Genomic DNA, 17498 nt, shown 5'->3' on the forward strand with positions numbered 1-17498 from the left:
CAGTGTCCAAGCGCCCGACATAGGCGAGTGCCAGGAGATCCAACAGCACTGCCTCCCAATCATGTTTGCGGGCCGAGCGTCGACGTCTTTTTTTGAGTTTCAGACTATCGTTGCTTGGTGCCGCCGATTTGTTCGGCGTAAAGGATGTCACGATTGATACGATTTCAGATCGATCAAATTCAACAGCGTAAACAACGGTTCGTCTGGGATAGAGCAGGGCGCCTGGCGAATGTGACCGCAAACGTGTCGCCGTTAGGACGGCAGGCGAGCTGCATATGAAGGTTCCTGAACCCCAGTCCCATCGCTTCAAATCCTTTTCCCAATCAGCGCTAGCTCGCCAGATCCCATTTCCAAGGATCATCCTGCTGAGTTTGGGATTAAAAACCGAGGTGGCATAACCCGATCCCATCTTGCTTTGGGAAATTTTTGGGAAGTTTTGGTCAATCGGTTTGATTTCAACGCCGTCGGCGGTATCCGTCTGCTGGCATTGCTCAAGGAAGGCACGAGCTCGGTCTGTTATCACTGGTTCAACCGAACCAAAATCGAAGCCCTCTGCAAAATAGCCAGCGCTTGCCTTGAGGACGCCATCGCGAAGGCGATCTGCCATCATGGCTTTGGCAGCGGCGTCTCCTCCGACAACCGGCGCCAGAAGACCGACGGCTTCGCAAGCACTTATCCACTGAATCTTTTGCTTATCGGTCATGCTAACTCCCATGGGGGATGGAAACATACGACCAAAGGTCGGCGCAATGGCATTTCTAAATCGAGATCTCAATTTCCGTCGACGTCCGCTACGGACCGCCGAAACCCACGTCGCAAGTGGGCATAAAAGTGGGCTGGAACTCGTTCTATCGGAAATTAAGCAATGAAATCAAGGAAAAATGGCGGAGCCGGAGGGATTCGAACCCTCGGTACCAGTTACCCAGTACGGCAGTTTAGCAAACTACTGGTTTCAGCCGCTCACCCACGGCTCCGCAAGAGGTGCGCCTATAGCCGTGCCCCGGCGGGATTGGCAACAGTGTTTTGGGTTTATCGTTTTTGGTGCAAGTCGGAGCCGGCTCGCTCCTCCTCCCAATCACCCAAACCATTGTATGATGCGGGCGGTTGGGAGGGGGAGCGGCCGGCGCCTACTTCACGCCTCTAGCGCCCGATACCGACATAAGTGATGCCGCGCCTGGCCATTTCCTCGGGCCGATAGACGTTGCGCAGATCGGCCATAGCCGGCGTTTTCATCACCGCCTTGATCCGGTCGAGGTCGAGCGCGCGGAACGCGTCCCATTCGGTTACCAGCGCCGCCACATCGGCGTCCGTCAGCGCGTCCCATGGGTTTGCGCAATATTCGACGTTCGTCAGCACAAGCCGTGCCTGTGTCTCGCCTTCGGGGTCATGGGCGCGAATGATGGCGCCGGCAGCCTGCAGCACCTCGATGATGGGAATCGCCGGCGAATCGCGCATATCGTCGGTGTTCGGCTTGAAGGTCAGGCCCAATATGGCCACGACCTTGCCGCGCACATCGCCGCCGGCCAGCGCGATGACTTTCTGGGCCATGGCACGCTTGCGGTCTTCGTTGACGGCCGCCACCGTCTCGACGATGCGCACCGGGCTGCCGGCGTCCTGCGCGGTTTTCACCAGCGCCAGCGTGTCCTTGGGAAAACAGCTGCCGCCATAGCCCGGCCCGGCATTGAGGAACTTGCCGCCGATGCGGTTATCCAGCCCGATGCCGCGCGCCACGTCCTGGACATTGCCGCCCACGGCTTCGCACAGGTCGGCCATTTCGTTGATGAAGGTGATCTTGGTTGCCAGGAACGCATTGGCGGCATATTTGGTGATCTCGGCCGAACGCCGCCCCATGAACAGCAGCGGCGACTGGTTGAGAAACAGCGGCCGATACAATTCGGTCATCACGGCCTTGGCGCGGTCATCCTGCGTGCCGATGACGATGCGGTCGGGTCGCTTGAAATCGCCGATGGCGGCGCCTTCGCGCAGGAATTCCGGGTTGGACACCACGGCGAAATCGGCTTGCGGATTGGCCTCGCGGATGATGCGCTCGACTTCGTCACCGGTGCCGACCGGCACGGTCGATTTGTTGACGATGACGGTATAGCCCTCCAGCGCTTCGGCAATTTCCTTTGCTGCGGCATGGACATAGGACAAGTCGGCATGGCCATCGCCGCGCCGTGACGGCGTGCCCACAGCGATGAACACGGCCTCGGCACCCTTGATGCCTTCGGCCAGATCGGTGGTGAAGGTCAGCCGTCCGGCCCGGGCATTGCCGGTGACCAATTGCTCCAGCCCCGGCTCGTAAATGGGCATGATGCCATTGTTCAGCCGCTCGATTTTGCTGGGGTCCTTGTCGACACACACGACATCATGGCCGAAATCGGCAAAGCAGGCGCCCGACACAAGGCCGACATATCCCGAACCGATCATTGCAACGCGCATCGAAAACTGTTCCTTATGGCTGGCGCGCGCCGGTTAGCATGGGCAAGATGCCGAAGAAAGGCCGCGTGTGGTTAACGATAGCCGGGCGGCTTGGTGAATTGGCGGCTCATCTGCGGTTCAGCAGGCGCCGCACAGGAATGCATATGCGTGTTGCTGCAACAACATGAACGAGTTCTGGGAGGAACGGATGCACAGATTTGCTGGACTGGTGATGCTGGCCGCAGTGACGATGTTGGCCCCGGCTGCTGCGCAGGATGCGGTTGTGCCGCCGCCGCCAGTCGCAGCCCCGCCTGTTGCCGCCGAAGCGCCTCCCGCTGCCGAAACGCCGCCCGCGCCGGGCACCGCCTATCAGGAAAAGGACGTGCTGACCGCTGCCGAGGACGTGTTCGGGCGCGGCGCCGAAGGCCTGGCCGAAATCGTGCGCAAGACCTTCAAGGATCGCGGCCAGCCCATCGGCTATATTGTCGGCAAGGAAGCCGGCGGCGCCATCATCATCGGCTTTCGCTATGGCTCCGGCACGCTGTTTCACAAGACCGAAGGCCAGCGCAAGGTGCATTGGACCGGGCCGTCGGTGGGCTTTGATATCGGCGGCGACGGGTCGAAAATCTTCGCACTGGTCTATAATCTCAACGACACCGAAGACCTGTTCCGCCGCTACCCGGCTGCCGAGGGCAAGGCCTATCTGGTCGGCGGTTTCACGGCGAACTATCTGCAACGTGACGATGTCGTCATCGTGCCGATCAAGCTTGGTGTCGGCTGGCGGCTGGGCCTCAACGCCGGCTACATGAAATTCTCCAAAAAGGGCAAATGGTTGCCGTTCTAATGGTCAAAATCTGACGCTTGGTACCCGTTACGGCAAAGGCTGCTTTCGACCCAGTTCAGGACATTCACAGCCGTAACGATGAATGTCCGGTCCTGCCAAGAACTGCCGAAAAGGTAAGTCCAAGCGGACGGTCGGGAACGCGCCCACAGTCGGCCATTTAGCGAGTCACGCTTCCATTCTGACAGCAGCCTTTCGCCACGCGCACCTTCTGGGCGGAGCAAGTTAATATAAGGCAGTATTCTTCCACCATCCCCTGGTCGGCTCGCAACTTCTTCGCTACGCTGTGCCCAACCGGGGAGTGATTATGGCTAAGGACGTGAACGACGAAATCGAGGTCGAGGAAGAAGCAGAAGACGAAGAGCTTGGGACGCATGTTGAGTTTAGGGGATTATCCCTTTGACGCACGTATGAGGCGGCCGCCTAGCGCCAGTGCGTGAGAGAGGGTCGCCAGCAAGTTATGATGCTGTTATGACTCATGAATGCCGGACACGCTCCACGAACTAGTTAAAGCGGAAAAGCTGATTGCCGCCGCTTCGGAGTGGACGCGCAAAGGCAGACGGCTTGAGTTGAAGTTGCCCTTGGAAATAGACGGGTTGATCGAAGAAGGATTGTTTCTACGCGCGTCCGCGCTGGAACGGTTGCCTGACAGAGAAGTGGTTTTTCAATTGGAATACCATGGAGTTCGCATTCCCGGCGAGGGCGGCCCGCTTGCACGCGTGGAATGGAACTCGATCAGACCACACAACAATAAGGGCATAGGGCCGCCAGAACTCCGATTCCTTGAGCAATCTCCCTCGCACATGCATCTTTTTGAGGACAATTGGAGCGACACCACCGGCGCTTTGCGCGGCGACAATTTGCCCGTTGCGCGTCCGGTTCCGCAACCTATTCAAGGGTTTGATGAGTGTCTTAGATTCGTCGGGAGTCTGTTTAGAATCAACAACATAACTCTTGTCAAGACGCCAGAGTGGGTCTACAGTTTCGATCTTTAGGGCGGAACCATGGCAGAGACGGAGGCGAAGTCATTTGAGGAGGCGGTGTCGTCTGCCGCCTCGATGCTTGTGTCCATTCGCCATGAGAAGGGCGGCACTTTTGTGACGACCCCGCTAGCTTATCCAAGCGGCGGAGCAGTGGTCATCTGGGTTGATCGAGCGCCGCCTCATTTCCTTGTCAGCGATTATAGTTTTGCAGCGCGCGAGTGCGAAATTATGGGGGCTGATCGCCGCCAATTTATGGCGCGCGCCGAAGCAGTCGCAATGTCGGCAGGCGTTGAGATTGCCAGTGACGGCGCTTTCCAGGTGCAAGTTTCGGAGGGGCAGCTGGTTGGTGCGATCAAGGCAATCGCAAACTGTTCGCTTGAAGTGGCGATTAACTATGCCAATCGGCAGCATCAACGAAAAAGAGCGGATGCGGGCCTTATGCTGCATCAAAAGCTAGTTCGCTTATATGGCGAGCAGCACGTCGCTAAAGAGTTCGAATTTAGAGGGGCCTCGACCACCGCTTGGTCTATTGATGTTGCCGTAACTAATGACGACACGCCAGCTTTGTTTGATACGGTTACGCCATGGTTTCCATCTGTTGCTTCAACCTTAGCAAAGTTTGGCGACATTCGGCTTCTCGACAACCCGCCAGCCCGGACTGCCGTTCTATCTACAAAAGACGGCTTTGGCTCGTGGATTACCGCGCTGGCGCAAACTGGCAACGTTTTGCAGGCTGTCGCGCCGGACGACGCATTCAGACGCGCGGTGTTGCATTGAACGGCCTTCTGTCGCTTTCCGAGGCGTTGCGCACAGGACGACTTGAGGAATTTATGACTCAAGCCGAAGCTGCGGGAATTGGGGCTGCATCTGCTGGTGAGTTTGACGCCGTGCTGCGAGGCGTCCTCACAGCGCCCCCACAAGAAGGTCAAACATTCCGTTCACGCGGTTCCGGTGGTTTGCCCGGAAAGTGAACTCGCCAAGGTAGCGATTCATGTGCTTGGGCGAGATATGGATGTGCGTTGAGCGGACGCTATCCTTAAATAGCTTCCAGAACGATTCCACGCTGTTGACGTGGTGGTTGATGCCCGTCTTGTGGTCATAGAAGGCATACTCGCGGTGGCCGTGCTTGACAGCGCCGTGCGTGTAACCGTCATCCGTGAGTAAATTGTAGGACCGCAGTTCGTCGGTCGAAACAACCGATCCCTTCTCAACGTTCTCATTCACAATGGCGCGGAGCGTGGCCTTCTTCACATCGCCAGCAACCATAGCCTTCATCGCGCCGCCGCGCTCCACGAGGCCGACAACGACCGTTTTCCCCGGTGCGCCACGGCCACGCTTGCCACCGCTGCGAACGCCGCCAACATAGGCTTCGTCTGCTTCAACGTGGCCAGTGAGCATCGCTGCCATATCGGCCTTGCCCGCCAGTTCGCGGATTTGCTGGCCGATCCGCCAAGCCGTCTTGTAGGTCACGCCAAGCTGGCGCTGCAGTTCTTTGCCGCTGACACCGTGGCGGGTGGTGACAAAAAGAAACATGGCATAGAACCAAGACGTGAGCGGCGTCCGCGTGTCTTGCAGGATGGTGCCGGCGCAAGGGTAAACGTGGTGACCGCACGAAGCGCAGCTATAGGCGCGGCGGTTGGCCAGCTTGTGAAAGGTGGTTTCCACCGCACCGCATGACGGGCAATCGAAACGGGTGCCGCCAAAGCGCACGGCCATGATGTGATCGAGGCAGGCTTCCTCAGTCGAGAACTTCGTCAGAAATTCGCGGACCGAAAAGGCTGGCGATGCGGAGGGTGACTTGCTCATGCATTTTGAATAGTCGAACTAGATACGTGCGTCAAGGGGATAATCCCCATCTTCTATGCGTTCGCGGATAAAAAACATCTGGTATTGGGTGAGGTAACTAGGGCGCGGTTCTTCAGATTAAATGGCAAGATAAAACTAGATGACTTGAAGAAGGAACACATCAAGATGTTTGGTGTGAAGTATCTCACGCGGTTCACAAATAACCTAGAGAAGGCCGAGAACGAATACGTCATGTCGCACAGCAAAAGCCCCAAGTCGGCTTACAATAATGTTATCGTGTGGCGGCATCAATTTGTGCATGAAGGAACTTTGCCGAACACCACAAACTACGCGGAGATCAAGGATCAATACACGGCTGGTAAAGAGGTGATTCACTGCCTTTTCAAAAGCATGGTGCGATGAAATTCAACTACACCCGCAAATGGGGCAACTCACTGCGATGACCACCATCGCGTTTCATATTCTGAATACTCGGAACCCCATGTTCCGCTGATAGGCCACTTCAAGCTGTTCAACAGCGGCCCTTGCGACTTCCGCTATTGCCGATTGGCACCTGAAAGCCGCCATTCGCAATTGGCCCACTTTCTGCCGCTCTGCGATGCCGATCGGACAAACTCTGGATGTCGGCTTCTGACAAGACATGCCGTTCGACACGTCGATTTGGAACGGCGGGAATGTCCCAATATCGGTCATTCGCAGACCCATCAGATGGGAACCAAGCGTCAGGTTTGGACCACTAGAGCCTTTTTCGACCAATCTGGGTCACCGCCCCTGAGGGGTCGCCCGCAAGGGCGATGACGGTGATGCGAACTGGTCGAAAAAGCGCTCTAACGCCGGAATATCCACCACCCGGTCGCCAGCCCAAGCGCAAAGCCGGCCAGCACCAGCAGCCAGATTTCACCCAATAGCCAGATCACCGGGCCTCCCAGCGGGCGCCCGCGATGCCATCAAGGCGGCGCACTTGCGCCACCACGGCACTGCGTGTGGCAGGCGCGGCCGTGCCCGACAGCAGCGCCATACGAAACGTGTATCCGCGCGCATCCGTCCAGCGCACGGCGCCGTCGGTGATGCCATGCGCCGCCATCACCGCGCCGGCGCGCCCGCCCAGATCGGCCAGCAACGCCTGACTGAAATAGATATGACCGGCGCGGGCAACCAGCGCGCTGGCCGCCAGCCCGGTCAACAACTTGAGCGCGGGCGACACGCCTCAGCGCGCCGCCAGCTTGCCGAACAGCGTTTCATATTCGGTGTAACGCCCTTGCGAGATCAACTGTGCCTGTTCCACCAGCCGGTCGCTGGCGATGCGGCCGGCGAAATCGCCCATCTGGCTGTCGATCACCTGCGCATCAACGGCGGTCCAGCCGGCAATCTGGTCGATGGCCGTGATACCGGCGGCGCGCAGCTTGTCGGCGAATTTCGGGCCGATACCCTTCAACTGCGACAGGTCGCCCGGATCGACGCTGCGGGTTTCGACTGTCGGCGCATCGCCACTCAAACGCGCCTGCGCGCCATCGTTCAAACGCGCCTGCGCGCCATCGTTCAACCGCGCCTGCGCGCCATCGTTCAACCGCGCCTGCGCGCCATCGTTCAAACGCGCCTGCGCGCGGGCAAAATCGCGCCGCAGCTTGTCCACCTCATCGGCCAGCGGGCGAATCTGGGCGTCGCGCGCCTTGATCTCCACCGTCAGCCGCTCGCGCTCCTGCACCAGCGTGTCGCGCTCGCGGGACAGCGCCTCGGCGCGCTCGGTCATCACGGCCAGCTTGCGGGCAAGGCCGCCGCGCACGACAAAGCCAAGCACCAGCCCCAGCACAAGGGCAGCAGCAGCCAGAAACTGCGCGATGGGCGGAATGGTCAGGTCCATGAATTATCCTCTGCACGTCCGACAGGCATGATGATCGCCTTCCTTGCGCTGCTGCGCGCCTTCGTCAATGTGCCATGCGAACTGGGGCGTTGCCCGGCAGCGTCATGCACTCTATCCCGGCCGCGATGTCCGTGTCCCACGCCGCCCCTGCTGCACTGCCTCACGTCTATTCGGATGCCGAACGCCGCATGGCGCTGGTTGCCGTGCTGATCGTGCTGTTCCTGTCCGCGCTCGACCAGACCATCGTCGCCACGGCCATGCCGCGCATCATCAACGATCTTGCCGGGCTGGAGCGCATCGCCTGGGTCGGCACGGCCTATCTGCTGACCTCGACGGTCACCGTGCCCATTTACGGCAAGCTGGGCGATATCCATGGCCGGCGGCCGGTCATCATCTTCGGCGTGCTGGTGTTCCTGGCCGGGTCGATGCTGTGCGGGCTGGCCGGCGAATTCGGCGACCTGCCGATCATCGGCGATGGCATGAACCAGCTTGTCGCCTGGCGCGCCGTGCAGGGCCTTGGCGCCGGCGCACTGACGACCGGCGCCTTTGCCACGGTCGCCGACATCGCGCCGCCGGCCGAGCGCGGGCGTTATACCGGCTGGTTCGGCGCCATGTTCGGGCTGGCGGGGCTTGCCGGGCCAGTGCTGGGCGGCGTGCTGACCGACCATGCGACCATGACGGTGCTGGGCCATGTCATTGCCGGCTGGCGTTTCATCTTTTACGTCAACCTGCCGCTGGGGCTGGTCGCGCTGTATATCCTGCTGCGGCATCTGCCGCCGGGCAACCGAGGCCAGGACACGCCGATCGACTGGCTGGGCAGCGCGCTGGTGGTCACGGCGGCCGTGCCGCTGCTGCTGGCGCTCAGCTGGGCAGGCGAGGCGGCCGGCTGGCAGCAGCCGCGCGTCGGCATCGCGCTGGGTGTCGCCGCTGCCGGCCTTGCCGCCTATCTCGTTACCGCGCGCGGCAAGGCGCATGCGGTGGTGCCACTGGACCTGTTCGCCGACAAGGTCGTGACCCGCGCCATCATCGCGCTGTTCCTCATCAACCTCGCCTATATGAGCGTGCCGATGTTCCTGCCGCTGTATCTGCAACTGGTGCGCGGGCTTAGTGCTGCACAAAGCGGCGCGGCCATGCTGCCCCTGTTGTTCGGGATCCTTGCCGGATCGATGCTGTCGGGGCGCAGCGGCCGCAAGTCACAGCAATACAAACCCGCGCTGGTGGCCGGCGGCGCTGTCGCCCTGGCCGGGATGGCGGCGATCACGCAATTGTCGGCAGATATCTCGCACGGCGGCCTCATGGCGATGCTGTTCGTGTTCGGCCTTGGCCTTGGCCCGGCGCAGGGCATGTTCACCCTGGCGGTGCAAAGCGCGGTCAGCCATGCGCGGGTCGGCGTGGCAACGGCCTCGTCGCAGTTTTTCCGGCAAATCGGCAGCACCATCGGCATGGCGCTGTATGGCGGTCTGATGGTGTTCCACCTGACAGGCGCGCTGGCGCAAAATGTCCCGGCGCTGGTGCAGGGCCAGTCGATCACGCTGGCGCAGGCACAGACGCTGGCGATGGACAAGACGGCACTGGCAAAGGCCGCACCCGTCGCCACCGACGCCGCCGAAGCCGGTTTGAAGGCCAGTTTCTCCGACAGCATCACTGCGCTGTTCCCGGTTTCGCTGGCGATCATGCTGCTGGCCTTTGCCGTGACGCTCGCAGTGCCGGCCCGCAAGCTGCGCGGCCGCGACGATGTGGCGCCGGCATGACTCCTGCCGGGGCCGAACTGGCGCGCCGCCGCAGCCTGCCGCCGGGCGGCATGCAGTCCATGCAGGTCATGGCCGATGGCTGGCCGCTTCGCGCGATTCTGTGGCCCGCCGTCACCGGAAAACAGGGCAGCATCCTGTTCCTGGGCGGACGCGGCGATTTCATCGAAAAATATGCCGAGGGGCTATGGGCGTTGACCGATGCCGGCTGGGGCGTCGCCAGCTTCGATTGGCGCGGGCAGGGCCTGTCCGGCCGCGTCGGCAAATCCCCTATGCACGGTGACGCGCCGGACGGGGATTTTGCGCTCTGGGCCAGCGACCTTGCCGCAATGTCGGACTGGTTCCGCGCCAACATGCCCGGGCCGCACATGATCGTCGCCCATTCGATGGGCGGCCACCTGACGCTGCGCCACCTTGCCGATCACCCACATGACTTTGCCCGCGCCGTGCTGCTCAGCCCGATGGCCGGTGTTCGCGCGCCGCCGCTGGGGCCGGTCATCGCCCGGGCGGCGGCGGCGCTGATGGTGATGCTGGGGCAGGGGCGGCGGTTCGTTGCCGGCGGCGGTCCCTACCGGGCTGGTGTTGCCGGAAGCGCCCGCCAGCGCCTGCTCACCAGCGATCCCGTCCGCTATGCCGATGAAGCCTGGTGGTGCGCGCAAAACCCCGCGCTGGCCATCGGCAGCGTCACCTGGGGCTGGCTCGATGCCGCGTTCCGGTCGATGGCGGCGCTGCGTGCCCGCCTGCCGGGCATCACCACGCCGGTTGCGATTCACATGGCAGCAGCAGACGGCCTGGTGGACAGTGCTGCCACACGCGCGCTGGCGGCGGCAATGCCCGATGCCCGCCTGACCGAATATGCCGGCGCCGGGCACGAACTGCTGCGGGAGAGTGACGCGGTGCGCTGCGCCGTGCTGGCCGCCGTGCTGGAATTCCTGCACACACCTGCCCGATGACCACGCATTTCGATATTGCCATCATCGGCGCCGGCATCGCGGGTGCCAGCCTCGCATGGGCGCTTGGGCGGCGGGCGCCCGCGCTGAAAGTCGCGCTGATCGAGATGGAGGACCGGCCCGGCTATCACACCACCGGGCGTTCGGCGGCGTTCTGGGTGGAAAGCTATGGCGGGCCGGGCGTCGTGCCGCTCAGCCGTGCCAGCCGCGCCTTCTTCACGGCGCCGCCGGCCGGTTTCGGCCCGTTGTTGTCGCCGCGTCCGGGCCTGTTTCTCGATCCGCCAGACCAGCCCGGCGCCATCGACACCGTGGCTGCCGAATTTACCCAAAGCGGCGTCGAATGGCATTGGCAGGACGCCGGCCAACTTGCCGCCAGCCCCGCCGGCCCGATGTTGCGGCCGGAATGGCGCAATCGCGGGATATTGGAGCCAAACAGCTATGATATCGATGTGGCGGCGCTGCATCAGGGCTATCTGCGCGGCGCGACCCTTATCACCGGCGCACAGGTCACGGCGCTGGCGCGCACATCCGGCACATGGCGCATCACCACCCGCGCCGGCACTTTCACCGCTGCAACCGTCGTCAACGCCGCCGGCGCCTGGGCCGACCAACTTGCCGCACTGGCCGGCGCCGCCCCGCGCGGGCTGATGCCGCTGCGCCGCACCATGGCCGTGCTGCGGCTCGATCCGCCGCCGCCCGCCGACCTGCCGGTGGTGATGGACGCGGCGGGGCGGTTTTATTTCAAGCCCGACAGCGGCCGGCTGTGGCTCAGCCCGCACGATGAAATCCCCGATGTGCCCCATGACGTACGCCCCGACGAGATCGATATCGCCACAGTCATCGACCGGTTCGAAACCGTCAGCACATCGCGCGTCATGCGCCTCGAATCCAGTTGGGCCGGCCTGCGTACGTTTGCCCCCGACCGGCTACCGGTGCTGGGCCGGGACGGCGCGGTGGACGGCATGTTCTGGTGCGCCGGCCAAGGCGGCTTCGGCATCCAGACCGCCCCGGCCATCAGCGAACTATGCGCCGCGATGCTGCTCGGGGACGCGCCGGAGGTCGAAGCGGCGCCCTATCTGGCCACCCGCAGCGAGTGGTCCAAACCTGACGCTTGGCTCCCATCTTGATGGGTCTGCGAATGACCGATATTGGGACATAATTGCCATTCGCGCGACGTGACGTGAATGTCGGATCCTAACAGCAGCAGACGTTCGCCTCGGATATGCCCATCTTCCGGAACGCCTCGGCAACTGGCGTGCCATCTCCGCTTGGCGAAGAGCAAGCGCGATCCGCGCCTCGCTGAACTTTGACCTCTTCGTCTCTGGGTCTTGCGAATGATGTCCGCCGGATATGCGGTCACTGACATTATGCTACTTGACGAGGACAGCGTACCAGTTTCCGACGATCCTTCTGATTATCCAGAGGGCCGGAATTGGGAGATGGAATTTGCTTTGAAGCGAGGTTCTGCCACCGACGGATATTTCGGTGCGGCGCGTATAGCCGCGGCGGCGTCAAAAAGCTCAAATACCAGTAGGTGAAATTCAGGCAAAATTCGGTAAAGGTCTATAAAAAAACTGCGGGATCAGATGAAAAAACGGAATCATACTCACTATGAAAATCTTCAATACCTGTAGTATTGTGCCTATATTGAACAAAAACTCTAAAATTAAACGTTCCATTATAGTCATCATTATTATTAGAATAAATCATTCGAATCTGTTGCGTTAGATTTGTTGTCGGCACAGGATAGATAAATCTAATGTATTTCTTACAATCATGGGCCGGCAGATCACTACCAGAACTTCCGGTATTCGAATACGCGCCAGCATCGTAAACAAACCATGAGCGTAACAAAACCCCGGATTGTAGAGTTAATTTTAAATCACACTCTATGGGATTATTATTGTCAACTCTCAGCGTGCGATAGCCTGCATTAATGACAATATTTACTTGAATAACCTCAGATACTGCCTGCCTAACGCCATTGCCCATGTCCCCAGTTTGGACAATGCCGTAATTTTGATTCGGATTCCTGCATGTAATTATCAAATCGGACATTTTTGACTCTCCAACTTAACACATAGCATATGACAACTGAGATTGAGCGAATGGTCAAGTAAAAAAGGCTAGGTGATCCCTCGAAATTCGGGGACAAAATACATAACAATCATTCAAAAGATGGACTGTGAAATAACCCCGATTAAAAAAATATAATAGCTTGAGGCGATTGGATGCAACAGGATTTCAGAGCGGCGTCGGGTGAAACGGGGGGACGACGCAGCAAGCCGGCAATTCGGCCGAGCGATCTTCACATGGATGGCTGGTTTCAGCCGGAGCGGCCATTCATGCGAGCGTCGCTAAGCGACCTTAATTGGGTCGGAAGCCGCCTTTGCCGCAACGCTCACCAAGCGTCAGATTTTGACCATTAGCGATTGCAGCCTCTCTCGCCTCGGAGGCGGCGACTCCCCGACGTGTGCAAACGCATGCGGGTGTCGCGTCGTCGAAAGGATTCGCGGGCCATCGGAACGACAGGCGGCAATTCACGACACACAAGGCCTGTCCTACAACAAGGCGATTATGCACTTGAGATACCAACGCCGAAAGCAATCAGTTAAAGGTTTCGTTATGTGATTTAGACGCGCGTTTAGGTTGGTTGCGCATTTTGTGTTGCGGCTTGGGTTGCGCTTTTAGCGCGGCCTGCTACTAAACGGCGCATGACACACCCCATCCTTGATTCGCAGCGGCAGCGTGTCCGCGAGCTGGAACAGGTCCTCCTGCTTGAAAAGGCAAAGCTAGAAGGCATGGAGGCCATTGTGCAGGGGGAGATTGCCGTGCGCCCTGACAGCGTTGTGCTGGGGATGAAGGTCGGTGTCGCGCGGGTATCTGGTCCGAAAGGTAGCGTCGGCAAGGCTCCCGGCCAACTCTCGATGGCATGGCGCGGCGTCTTAGAGTTCTTCTACAAGGGCGATGAGGCCTTTTCGGAAAGCGACGCCGCCAGCATGTATATGGCGGACACGGGGCGGGATATGCGCCCTCGCGATGTTCGTCGTCGCTTGGAAGGCTACGCCAACGAACACCAGTTTCTAGAGATCAAGCCAGACGGCAAATTTCGCGTGACTAACGTTGCTGCGGAGCGATTTGGCTTTGAGAGGTCGCCAAAGAACGGCGCGGTATCTGACCCCGGCCAGGGACAGACGGCCGCGCCGCATCTATTTGGCAGCCGGGAAGGAGGTGGACCACTTGGAACCCCAACAACCTAACTAACTAGCCTAGGGCTTCCTGGCTCTGGTGGTTGGTCGCCACCTTTGCTCGCAGACCCGTAGGGGCTCAATCGCAAGACGGCTGACCACCGTCTCATATCAACCTCAACCTAGGCGGGTATTCCTTCACTGGGTGCCCGCCTAGACACATTGTATAAGCGAATCGGCCACATTATGCAACCAGAAGAACCAAAGGCCGAACAGCCGGCCATGTCGGAAGATGAGATTGCGCGACGCCGCGACGTGGTGGTCAAGCGTATGCTGGCGACACCGCCGCAGCCCAAGAAAACAAAGCGGAAAGGCGCTTAGGTGTATCGGCTGTATGTAGACGAGGTCGGCAACTTTGCGACCTTATCGCCCATCCAAGTCATATGTACGTGCGTAAGCAGATGAGTCACGACGTTGAACTAGGGCCGTTCTCAACTCGGGTTGCCGGGATTCTGCGGGGTAGCAAATATGACCGATCACCTTGGAACGATAAGGTGAAGGGATACGGCTTTAAGCACCTGCCCTAAAAACACGAAAGGCGGCGCTGTCGCGCCGCCCGATGGATTATGTACCATCTGTGTTCCGGCCACCGTAGCACCGGGTAGACGTATAAATGAGTCTTTATATGCTCCTTGTCAAGAGCGCCACCGCTGATTGCGGGGCCGCTTCCCCGCTGGCGTGTCAGGCCGCAAGGCGGTTAGCTTGTTGATAGGTCAACCGCTTGCCAACAACGCCCTGCACGGCGATCACGGAACGCGCGTTGTCGTTGACGCCAAGCGCGGCGCGGTTGCTGTAGCGAAAATCAAATTCCGCCAGATAGCGGTGCAAGTGCTGCTCACCGCAATGCTGATACACGCCGCGCATGCCGCGCTTGAAGATAGAGAAGAAGCCTTCAATGGTGTTGGTGTGCGCTTCGCCACGGACATATTCACCACCGGCATGTAGCACTCGCTGGTGAGAAGCAAACTCACGGCCAACGGCCCAATAGAGCCGGGCTTCATCGGTCATCAGCGTGGCTTCGCGGGCGACGTTGGCGCGAACGATGCGGGCAACCTCGCCGCCGGTGATCGTCTCGGAATTGATGGATCGGACAACGCCCGTATCGCGGCACACAAGCGACACGACGCGCAGCTTGTGGCGGAAGCCGCCAACCGGCGCGTCAACGCCCTTCTTGCGCCCGATGTAGGTTTCATCAACCTCGACAAAGCCACCAGCGCCGCCAAGCGGGCCGGTGTCGCCAGCGGTCATAGCTTCGCGGATGCGATGCGCCATGAACCAAGCGGTGCGATACGAGCCAAAGCCAAGCATGCGGAAAAGCTGGTGAGCGGAAATGCCCTTCTTGCTGGACACCATCAACTGCGTCGCCAGCAACCACTTGTGCAACGGGATATGCGACCGTTCATAGATCGTGCCCATGGTGGCGGTAAACGGCTTGCGGCAATCCTTGCACTTGTAGAGGCCGGGGCGCGTCGTCTTGCCCTGCATCAGGGTTGAATTGCCGATTGTTCCGCAATGCGGGCAAACGCGGCCATCGGGCCAGCGGATGCCTTCAAAATGCGCGCGGGCTGCATCTTCGTTGTTGTAAATGGGGTTGGTGAGGTTCGTCATGAGCTAACCTTATGAGATTGGCTCATGGTATGTCAAGTGCATAATCGCCTACAACAAACCAAATCGGTTATATATGCCCACATGACAGAACAAAATACACCCCTCCGCCCCCGCACCGATGGCTGGACCGCCGAGCGCCAGCGGGTGTTTATCGCAGTGCTGGCCGATACCGGCATCGTGGCCGCAGCGGCGAAGCGGGCCGGGATGAGCAAGGCGGCGGCCTATGCGCTGCGCCGGCACCCGGCGGCGGCGGATTTCCGCGCGGGTTGGGAGGCGGCGCTGGTCGATGCCTGGCGGCGCGTCGAGGAAACCGCGATGGAGCGCTGCATCGAGGGCGAAGTCGATATCTATGAAAAGGACGGTGTGACCGTCACGCGCCGCCGGCCCTGTGCGCCGCAGTTGATGATCCATATGCTGGAACGTGCCGAGCGGGCGCGCGGCGTTGGCCCGAACGGTGCCATCGCGGCAGAGCCGGTGGATTCGGCCAGCGTGGCAAGACTGCGCGCCGAGATACGCTTGCTGGCCGCGATGGACGGCGACGAGGAGAAACTGGCCGCGCATTGGGCGCAGCCCCGACCGCCACGGCCGCCGCCGATGGACAGGGAAAGCCAGGCGCTGCGACGCTTTGACGAAACGCTGGATTTGCTGATCGACCGCGAATTGCCGGTTTGCGTCCTGTCTTGGCCGCGCCCGAAAAGCTCACGAAACCGTCAAGTTCGTCTACTTCCGCCGCAAGTGGCGCCGCCCGGAACCGACAGTTCCTAGGGCTTTGCGGCCCGGCTTTTGTACCGCGCCAGAAACGTGTCCGCAAAATCCGCCAGCCGCCGCTGCGCAATCGCTGCCCGCAGCCCTGCCATGAGATGCTGGTAAAACCCGATATTGTGCTGCGTCATCAGCATGGCGCCCAGCATTTCGCCTGACCGCACCAGATGGTGAATATAGGCGCGGCTGGCGGCATGCGGCCCAGTGCAGACGGTGCAGGGGCAGCCGGCATCCAGCGGCGCCAGATCCTCGGCATGCACGGCGTTGCGGATATTGACCGGGCCATCATGGGTAAACGCCTGGCCGTTGCGACCCGAGCGGGTGGGCAGCACGCAGTCGAACATGTCCACCCCCCGGCACACCGCGCCGACAATGTCATCGGGCTTGCCGACGCCCATCAGGTAACGCGGCGCGTCTGCGGGCAATTGCGCACAGGCATAATCCAGCACGCCGAACATCGCCGGCTGGCCTTCGCCCACCGCCAGCCCGCCGATGGCATAGCCATCAAAGCCGATGGCGGTCAGTGCGCTGGCGGATTCGGCGCGCAGCCGTTCATCCAGCCCGCCCTGCTGGATGCCGAACAGCGCGGCGCGCCCCGCATGTTCGGGTGCGCTGTCGAACCCCGCCCGGCTGCGCGCCGCCCAGCGCATCGACCGCTGCATCGCGGCCTCCACCACGTCGCGTCCCGCCGGCAATGCCACCAGTTCATCGAATGCCATGACGATATCGCTGCCCAGCAGCCGCTGGATTTCCATCGACCGCTCAGGGCTCATCATGTGCCGCGTGCCATCGAGATGGCTGGCAAAGGCAACGCCTTCCTCCGACCGCTTGGTCAGCGCCGACAGGCTCATGACCTGATAGCCGCCGCTGTCGGTCAATATCGGCCGGTCCCAGCCCATGAAGGCATGCAGGCCCCCCAGCCGTGCCACCCGCTCCGCCGACGGCCGCAGCATGAGGTGATAGGTGTTGCCCAGGATGATGTCGGCGCCGGCGGCGCGCACTTCATGGGCACGCATCGCCTTGACGGTCGCGGCGGTGCCGACGGGCATGAACGCCGGCGTGGCGATGGTGCCGCGCTGCTTGGCGAGGGGGCCGGGGCGGGGGGCGCCGTCGGGGGCCGGGGGGGGGGTGGGGGTTGGGGGGTGCGGGGGCGGGGGGGGGGGGGGGGCGGGGGGGGGGGGGGGGGGGGGGGGGGGGGGGGGGTGGTGGGGGGGGAGGAGCGACCTGCGGGAGCTGACGGCGTTGAATTGACACAACGAGCGGGGAATTG

The 17498-nt window shown here is 61.1% G+C and carries 16 protein-coding genes, 1 tRNA gene and 1 pseudogene; 9 read left to right on the forward strand and 9 right to left on the reverse strand.

Going from position 1 to position 17498, the window contains the following annotated elements:
• The 3 genes from RMQ73_RS11210 to RMQ73_RS11220 all read right to left on the reverse strand — a co-directional run.
• On the reverse strand, positions 1-703 hold a 703-nt coding region (locus RMQ73_RS11210; protein WP_310498327.1), incomplete at its 3' end, for a hypothetical protein.
• 179 nt (positions 704-882) lie between these two features.
• Positions 883-974: transfer RNA gene (locus RMQ73_RS11215), tRNA-Ser, on the reverse strand.
• A gap of 166 nt (positions 975-1140) precedes the next feature.
• A complete protein-coding gene (locus RMQ73_RS11220) occupies positions 1141-2442 on the reverse strand; it encodes a UDP-glucose/GDP-mannose dehydrogenase family protein (protein WP_310498328.1) in 1302 nt (433 codons plus the stop codon).
• Between the two features lie 229 nt (positions 2443-2671).
• Here RMQ73_RS11220 and RMQ73_RS11225 point away from each other — a divergent pair, with 229 nt between their 5' ends.
• The 3 genes from RMQ73_RS11225 to RMQ73_RS11235 all read left to right on the forward strand — a co-directional run bounded on the left by RMQ73_RS11225 (position 2672) and on the right by RMQ73_RS11235 (position 5022).
• Positions 2672-3265 (forward strand): DUF1134 domain-containing protein, encoded by a 594-nt coding sequence (locus RMQ73_RS11225; RefSeq protein ID WP_409049868.1) that lies wholly within the window; start codon positions 2672-2674, stop codon positions 3263-3265.
• A gap of 479 nt (positions 3266-3744) precedes the next feature.
• Positions 3745-4257, forward strand: coding sequence for a hypothetical protein (locus tag RMQ73_RS11230; protein WP_310498330.1), 513 nt, complete (start codon positions 3745-3747; stop codon positions 4255-4257).
• A gap of 9 nt (positions 4258-4266) precedes the next feature.
• A complete protein-coding gene (locus tag RMQ73_RS11235) occupies positions 4267-5022 on the forward strand; it encodes a hypothetical protein (RefSeq protein ID WP_310498332.1) in 756 nt (251 codons plus the stop codon).
• A gap of 126 nt (positions 5023-5148) precedes the next feature.
• Here the strand turns inward: RMQ73_RS11235 and RMQ73_RS11240 are convergent, their stop codons facing one another.
• Positions 5149-6051, reverse strand: coding sequence for an IS1595 family transposase (locus RMQ73_RS11240; protein WP_310498333.1), 903 nt, complete (start codon positions 6049-6051; stop codon positions 5149-5151).
• 9 nt (positions 6052-6060) lie between these two features.
• On the opposite strand from RMQ73_RS11240, the gene RMQ73_RS14295 reads away from it, so the two are divergent.
• Entirely contained in the window at positions 6061-6453 is a 393-nt protein-coding gene (locus RMQ73_RS14295) for a HEPN domain-containing protein (protein ID WP_409049869.1), read from the forward strand.
• Between the two features lie 511 nt (positions 6454-6964).
• Here RMQ73_RS14295 and RMQ73_RS11245 read toward each other — a convergent pair.
• A complete protein-coding gene (locus RMQ73_RS11245; RefSeq protein ID WP_310498334.1) occupies positions 6965-7255 on the reverse strand; it encodes a hypothetical protein in 291 nt (96 codons plus the stop codon).
• 3 nt (positions 7256-7258) lie between these two features.
• Positions 7259-7912 (reverse strand): hypothetical protein, encoded by a 654-nt coding sequence (locus tag RMQ73_RS11250; RefSeq protein WP_310498335.1) that lies wholly within the window; start codon positions 7910-7912, stop codon positions 7259-7261.
• Between the two features lie 125 nt (positions 7913-8037).
• On the opposite strand from RMQ73_RS11250, the gene RMQ73_RS11255 reads away from it, so the two are divergent.
• The 3 genes from RMQ73_RS11255 to RMQ73_RS11265 are packed head-to-tail and all read left to right on the forward strand — an operon-like array spanning position 8038 to position 11737.
• Complete coding sequence (locus tag RMQ73_RS11255) at positions 8038-9663, forward strand: MDR family MFS transporter (protein ID WP_310498336.1); 1626 nt, start codon at positions 8038-8040, stop codon at positions 9661-9663.
• Entirely contained in the window at positions 9660-10613 is a 954-nt protein-coding gene (locus RMQ73_RS11260; protein ID WP_310498337.1) for an alpha/beta hydrolase, read from the forward strand. The genes RMQ73_RS11255 and RMQ73_RS11260 overlap by 4 nt, the downstream gene beginning before the upstream one ends.
• Positions 10610-11737 (forward strand): FAD-binding oxidoreductase, encoded by a 1128-nt coding sequence (locus RMQ73_RS11265; RefSeq protein ID WP_310498338.1) that lies wholly within the window; start codon positions 10610-10612, stop codon positions 11735-11737. The genes RMQ73_RS11260 and RMQ73_RS11265 overlap by 4 nt, the downstream gene beginning before the upstream one ends.
• 436 nt (positions 11738-12173) lie before the next feature.
• Here RMQ73_RS11265 and RMQ73_RS11270 read toward each other — a convergent pair whose 3' ends face one another.
• Complete coding sequence (locus tag RMQ73_RS11270) at positions 12174-12668, reverse strand: hypothetical protein (protein ID WP_310498339.1); 495 nt, start codon at positions 12666-12668, stop codon at positions 12174-12176.
• 656 nt (positions 12669-13324) lie between these two features.
• Here RMQ73_RS11270 and RMQ73_RS11275 point away from each other — a divergent pair.
• Entirely contained in the window at positions 13325-13870 is a 546-nt protein-coding gene (locus RMQ73_RS11275) for a hypothetical protein (protein ID WP_310498340.1), read from the forward strand.
• 669 nt (positions 13871-14539) lie between these two features.
• On the opposite strand, the gene RMQ73_RS11280 is transcribed toward RMQ73_RS11275, so the two are convergent.
• Positions 14540-15466 carry an IS1595 family transposase gene (locus tag RMQ73_RS11280; protein ID WP_310498341.1) on the reverse strand — a complete coding sequence of 309 codons (927 nt, stop codon included), beginning with the start codon at positions 15464-15466 and terminating at the stop codon, positions 14540-14542.
• Between the two features lie 81 nt (positions 15467-15547).
• Here RMQ73_RS11280 and RMQ73_RS11285 point away from each other — a divergent pair, with 81 nt between their 5' ends.
• The gene (locus RMQ73_RS11285) at positions 15548-16231 is read left to right on the forward strand and encodes a hypothetical protein (protein WP_310498342.1); all 684 of its coding nucleotides are present in this window, start codon (positions 15548-15550) and stop codon (positions 16229-16231) included.
• Here the strand turns inward: RMQ73_RS11285 and tgt are convergent.
• Positions 16228-17346: pseudogene (gene tgt / locus RMQ73_RS11290) on the reverse strand (tRNA guanosine(34) transglycosylase Tgt); the annotation flags it as partial. The gene RMQ73_RS11285 and the pseudogene tgt overlap by 4 nt on opposite strands.
• Positions 17347-17498 lie beyond the last annotated feature (152 nt).

Source organism: Sandarakinorhabdus sp., assembly GCF_031430775.1.
In the GTDB taxonomy this organism is placed as follows: domain Bacteria; phylum Pseudomonadota; class Alphaproteobacteria; order Sphingomonadales; family Sphingomonadaceae; genus Sandarakinorhabdus.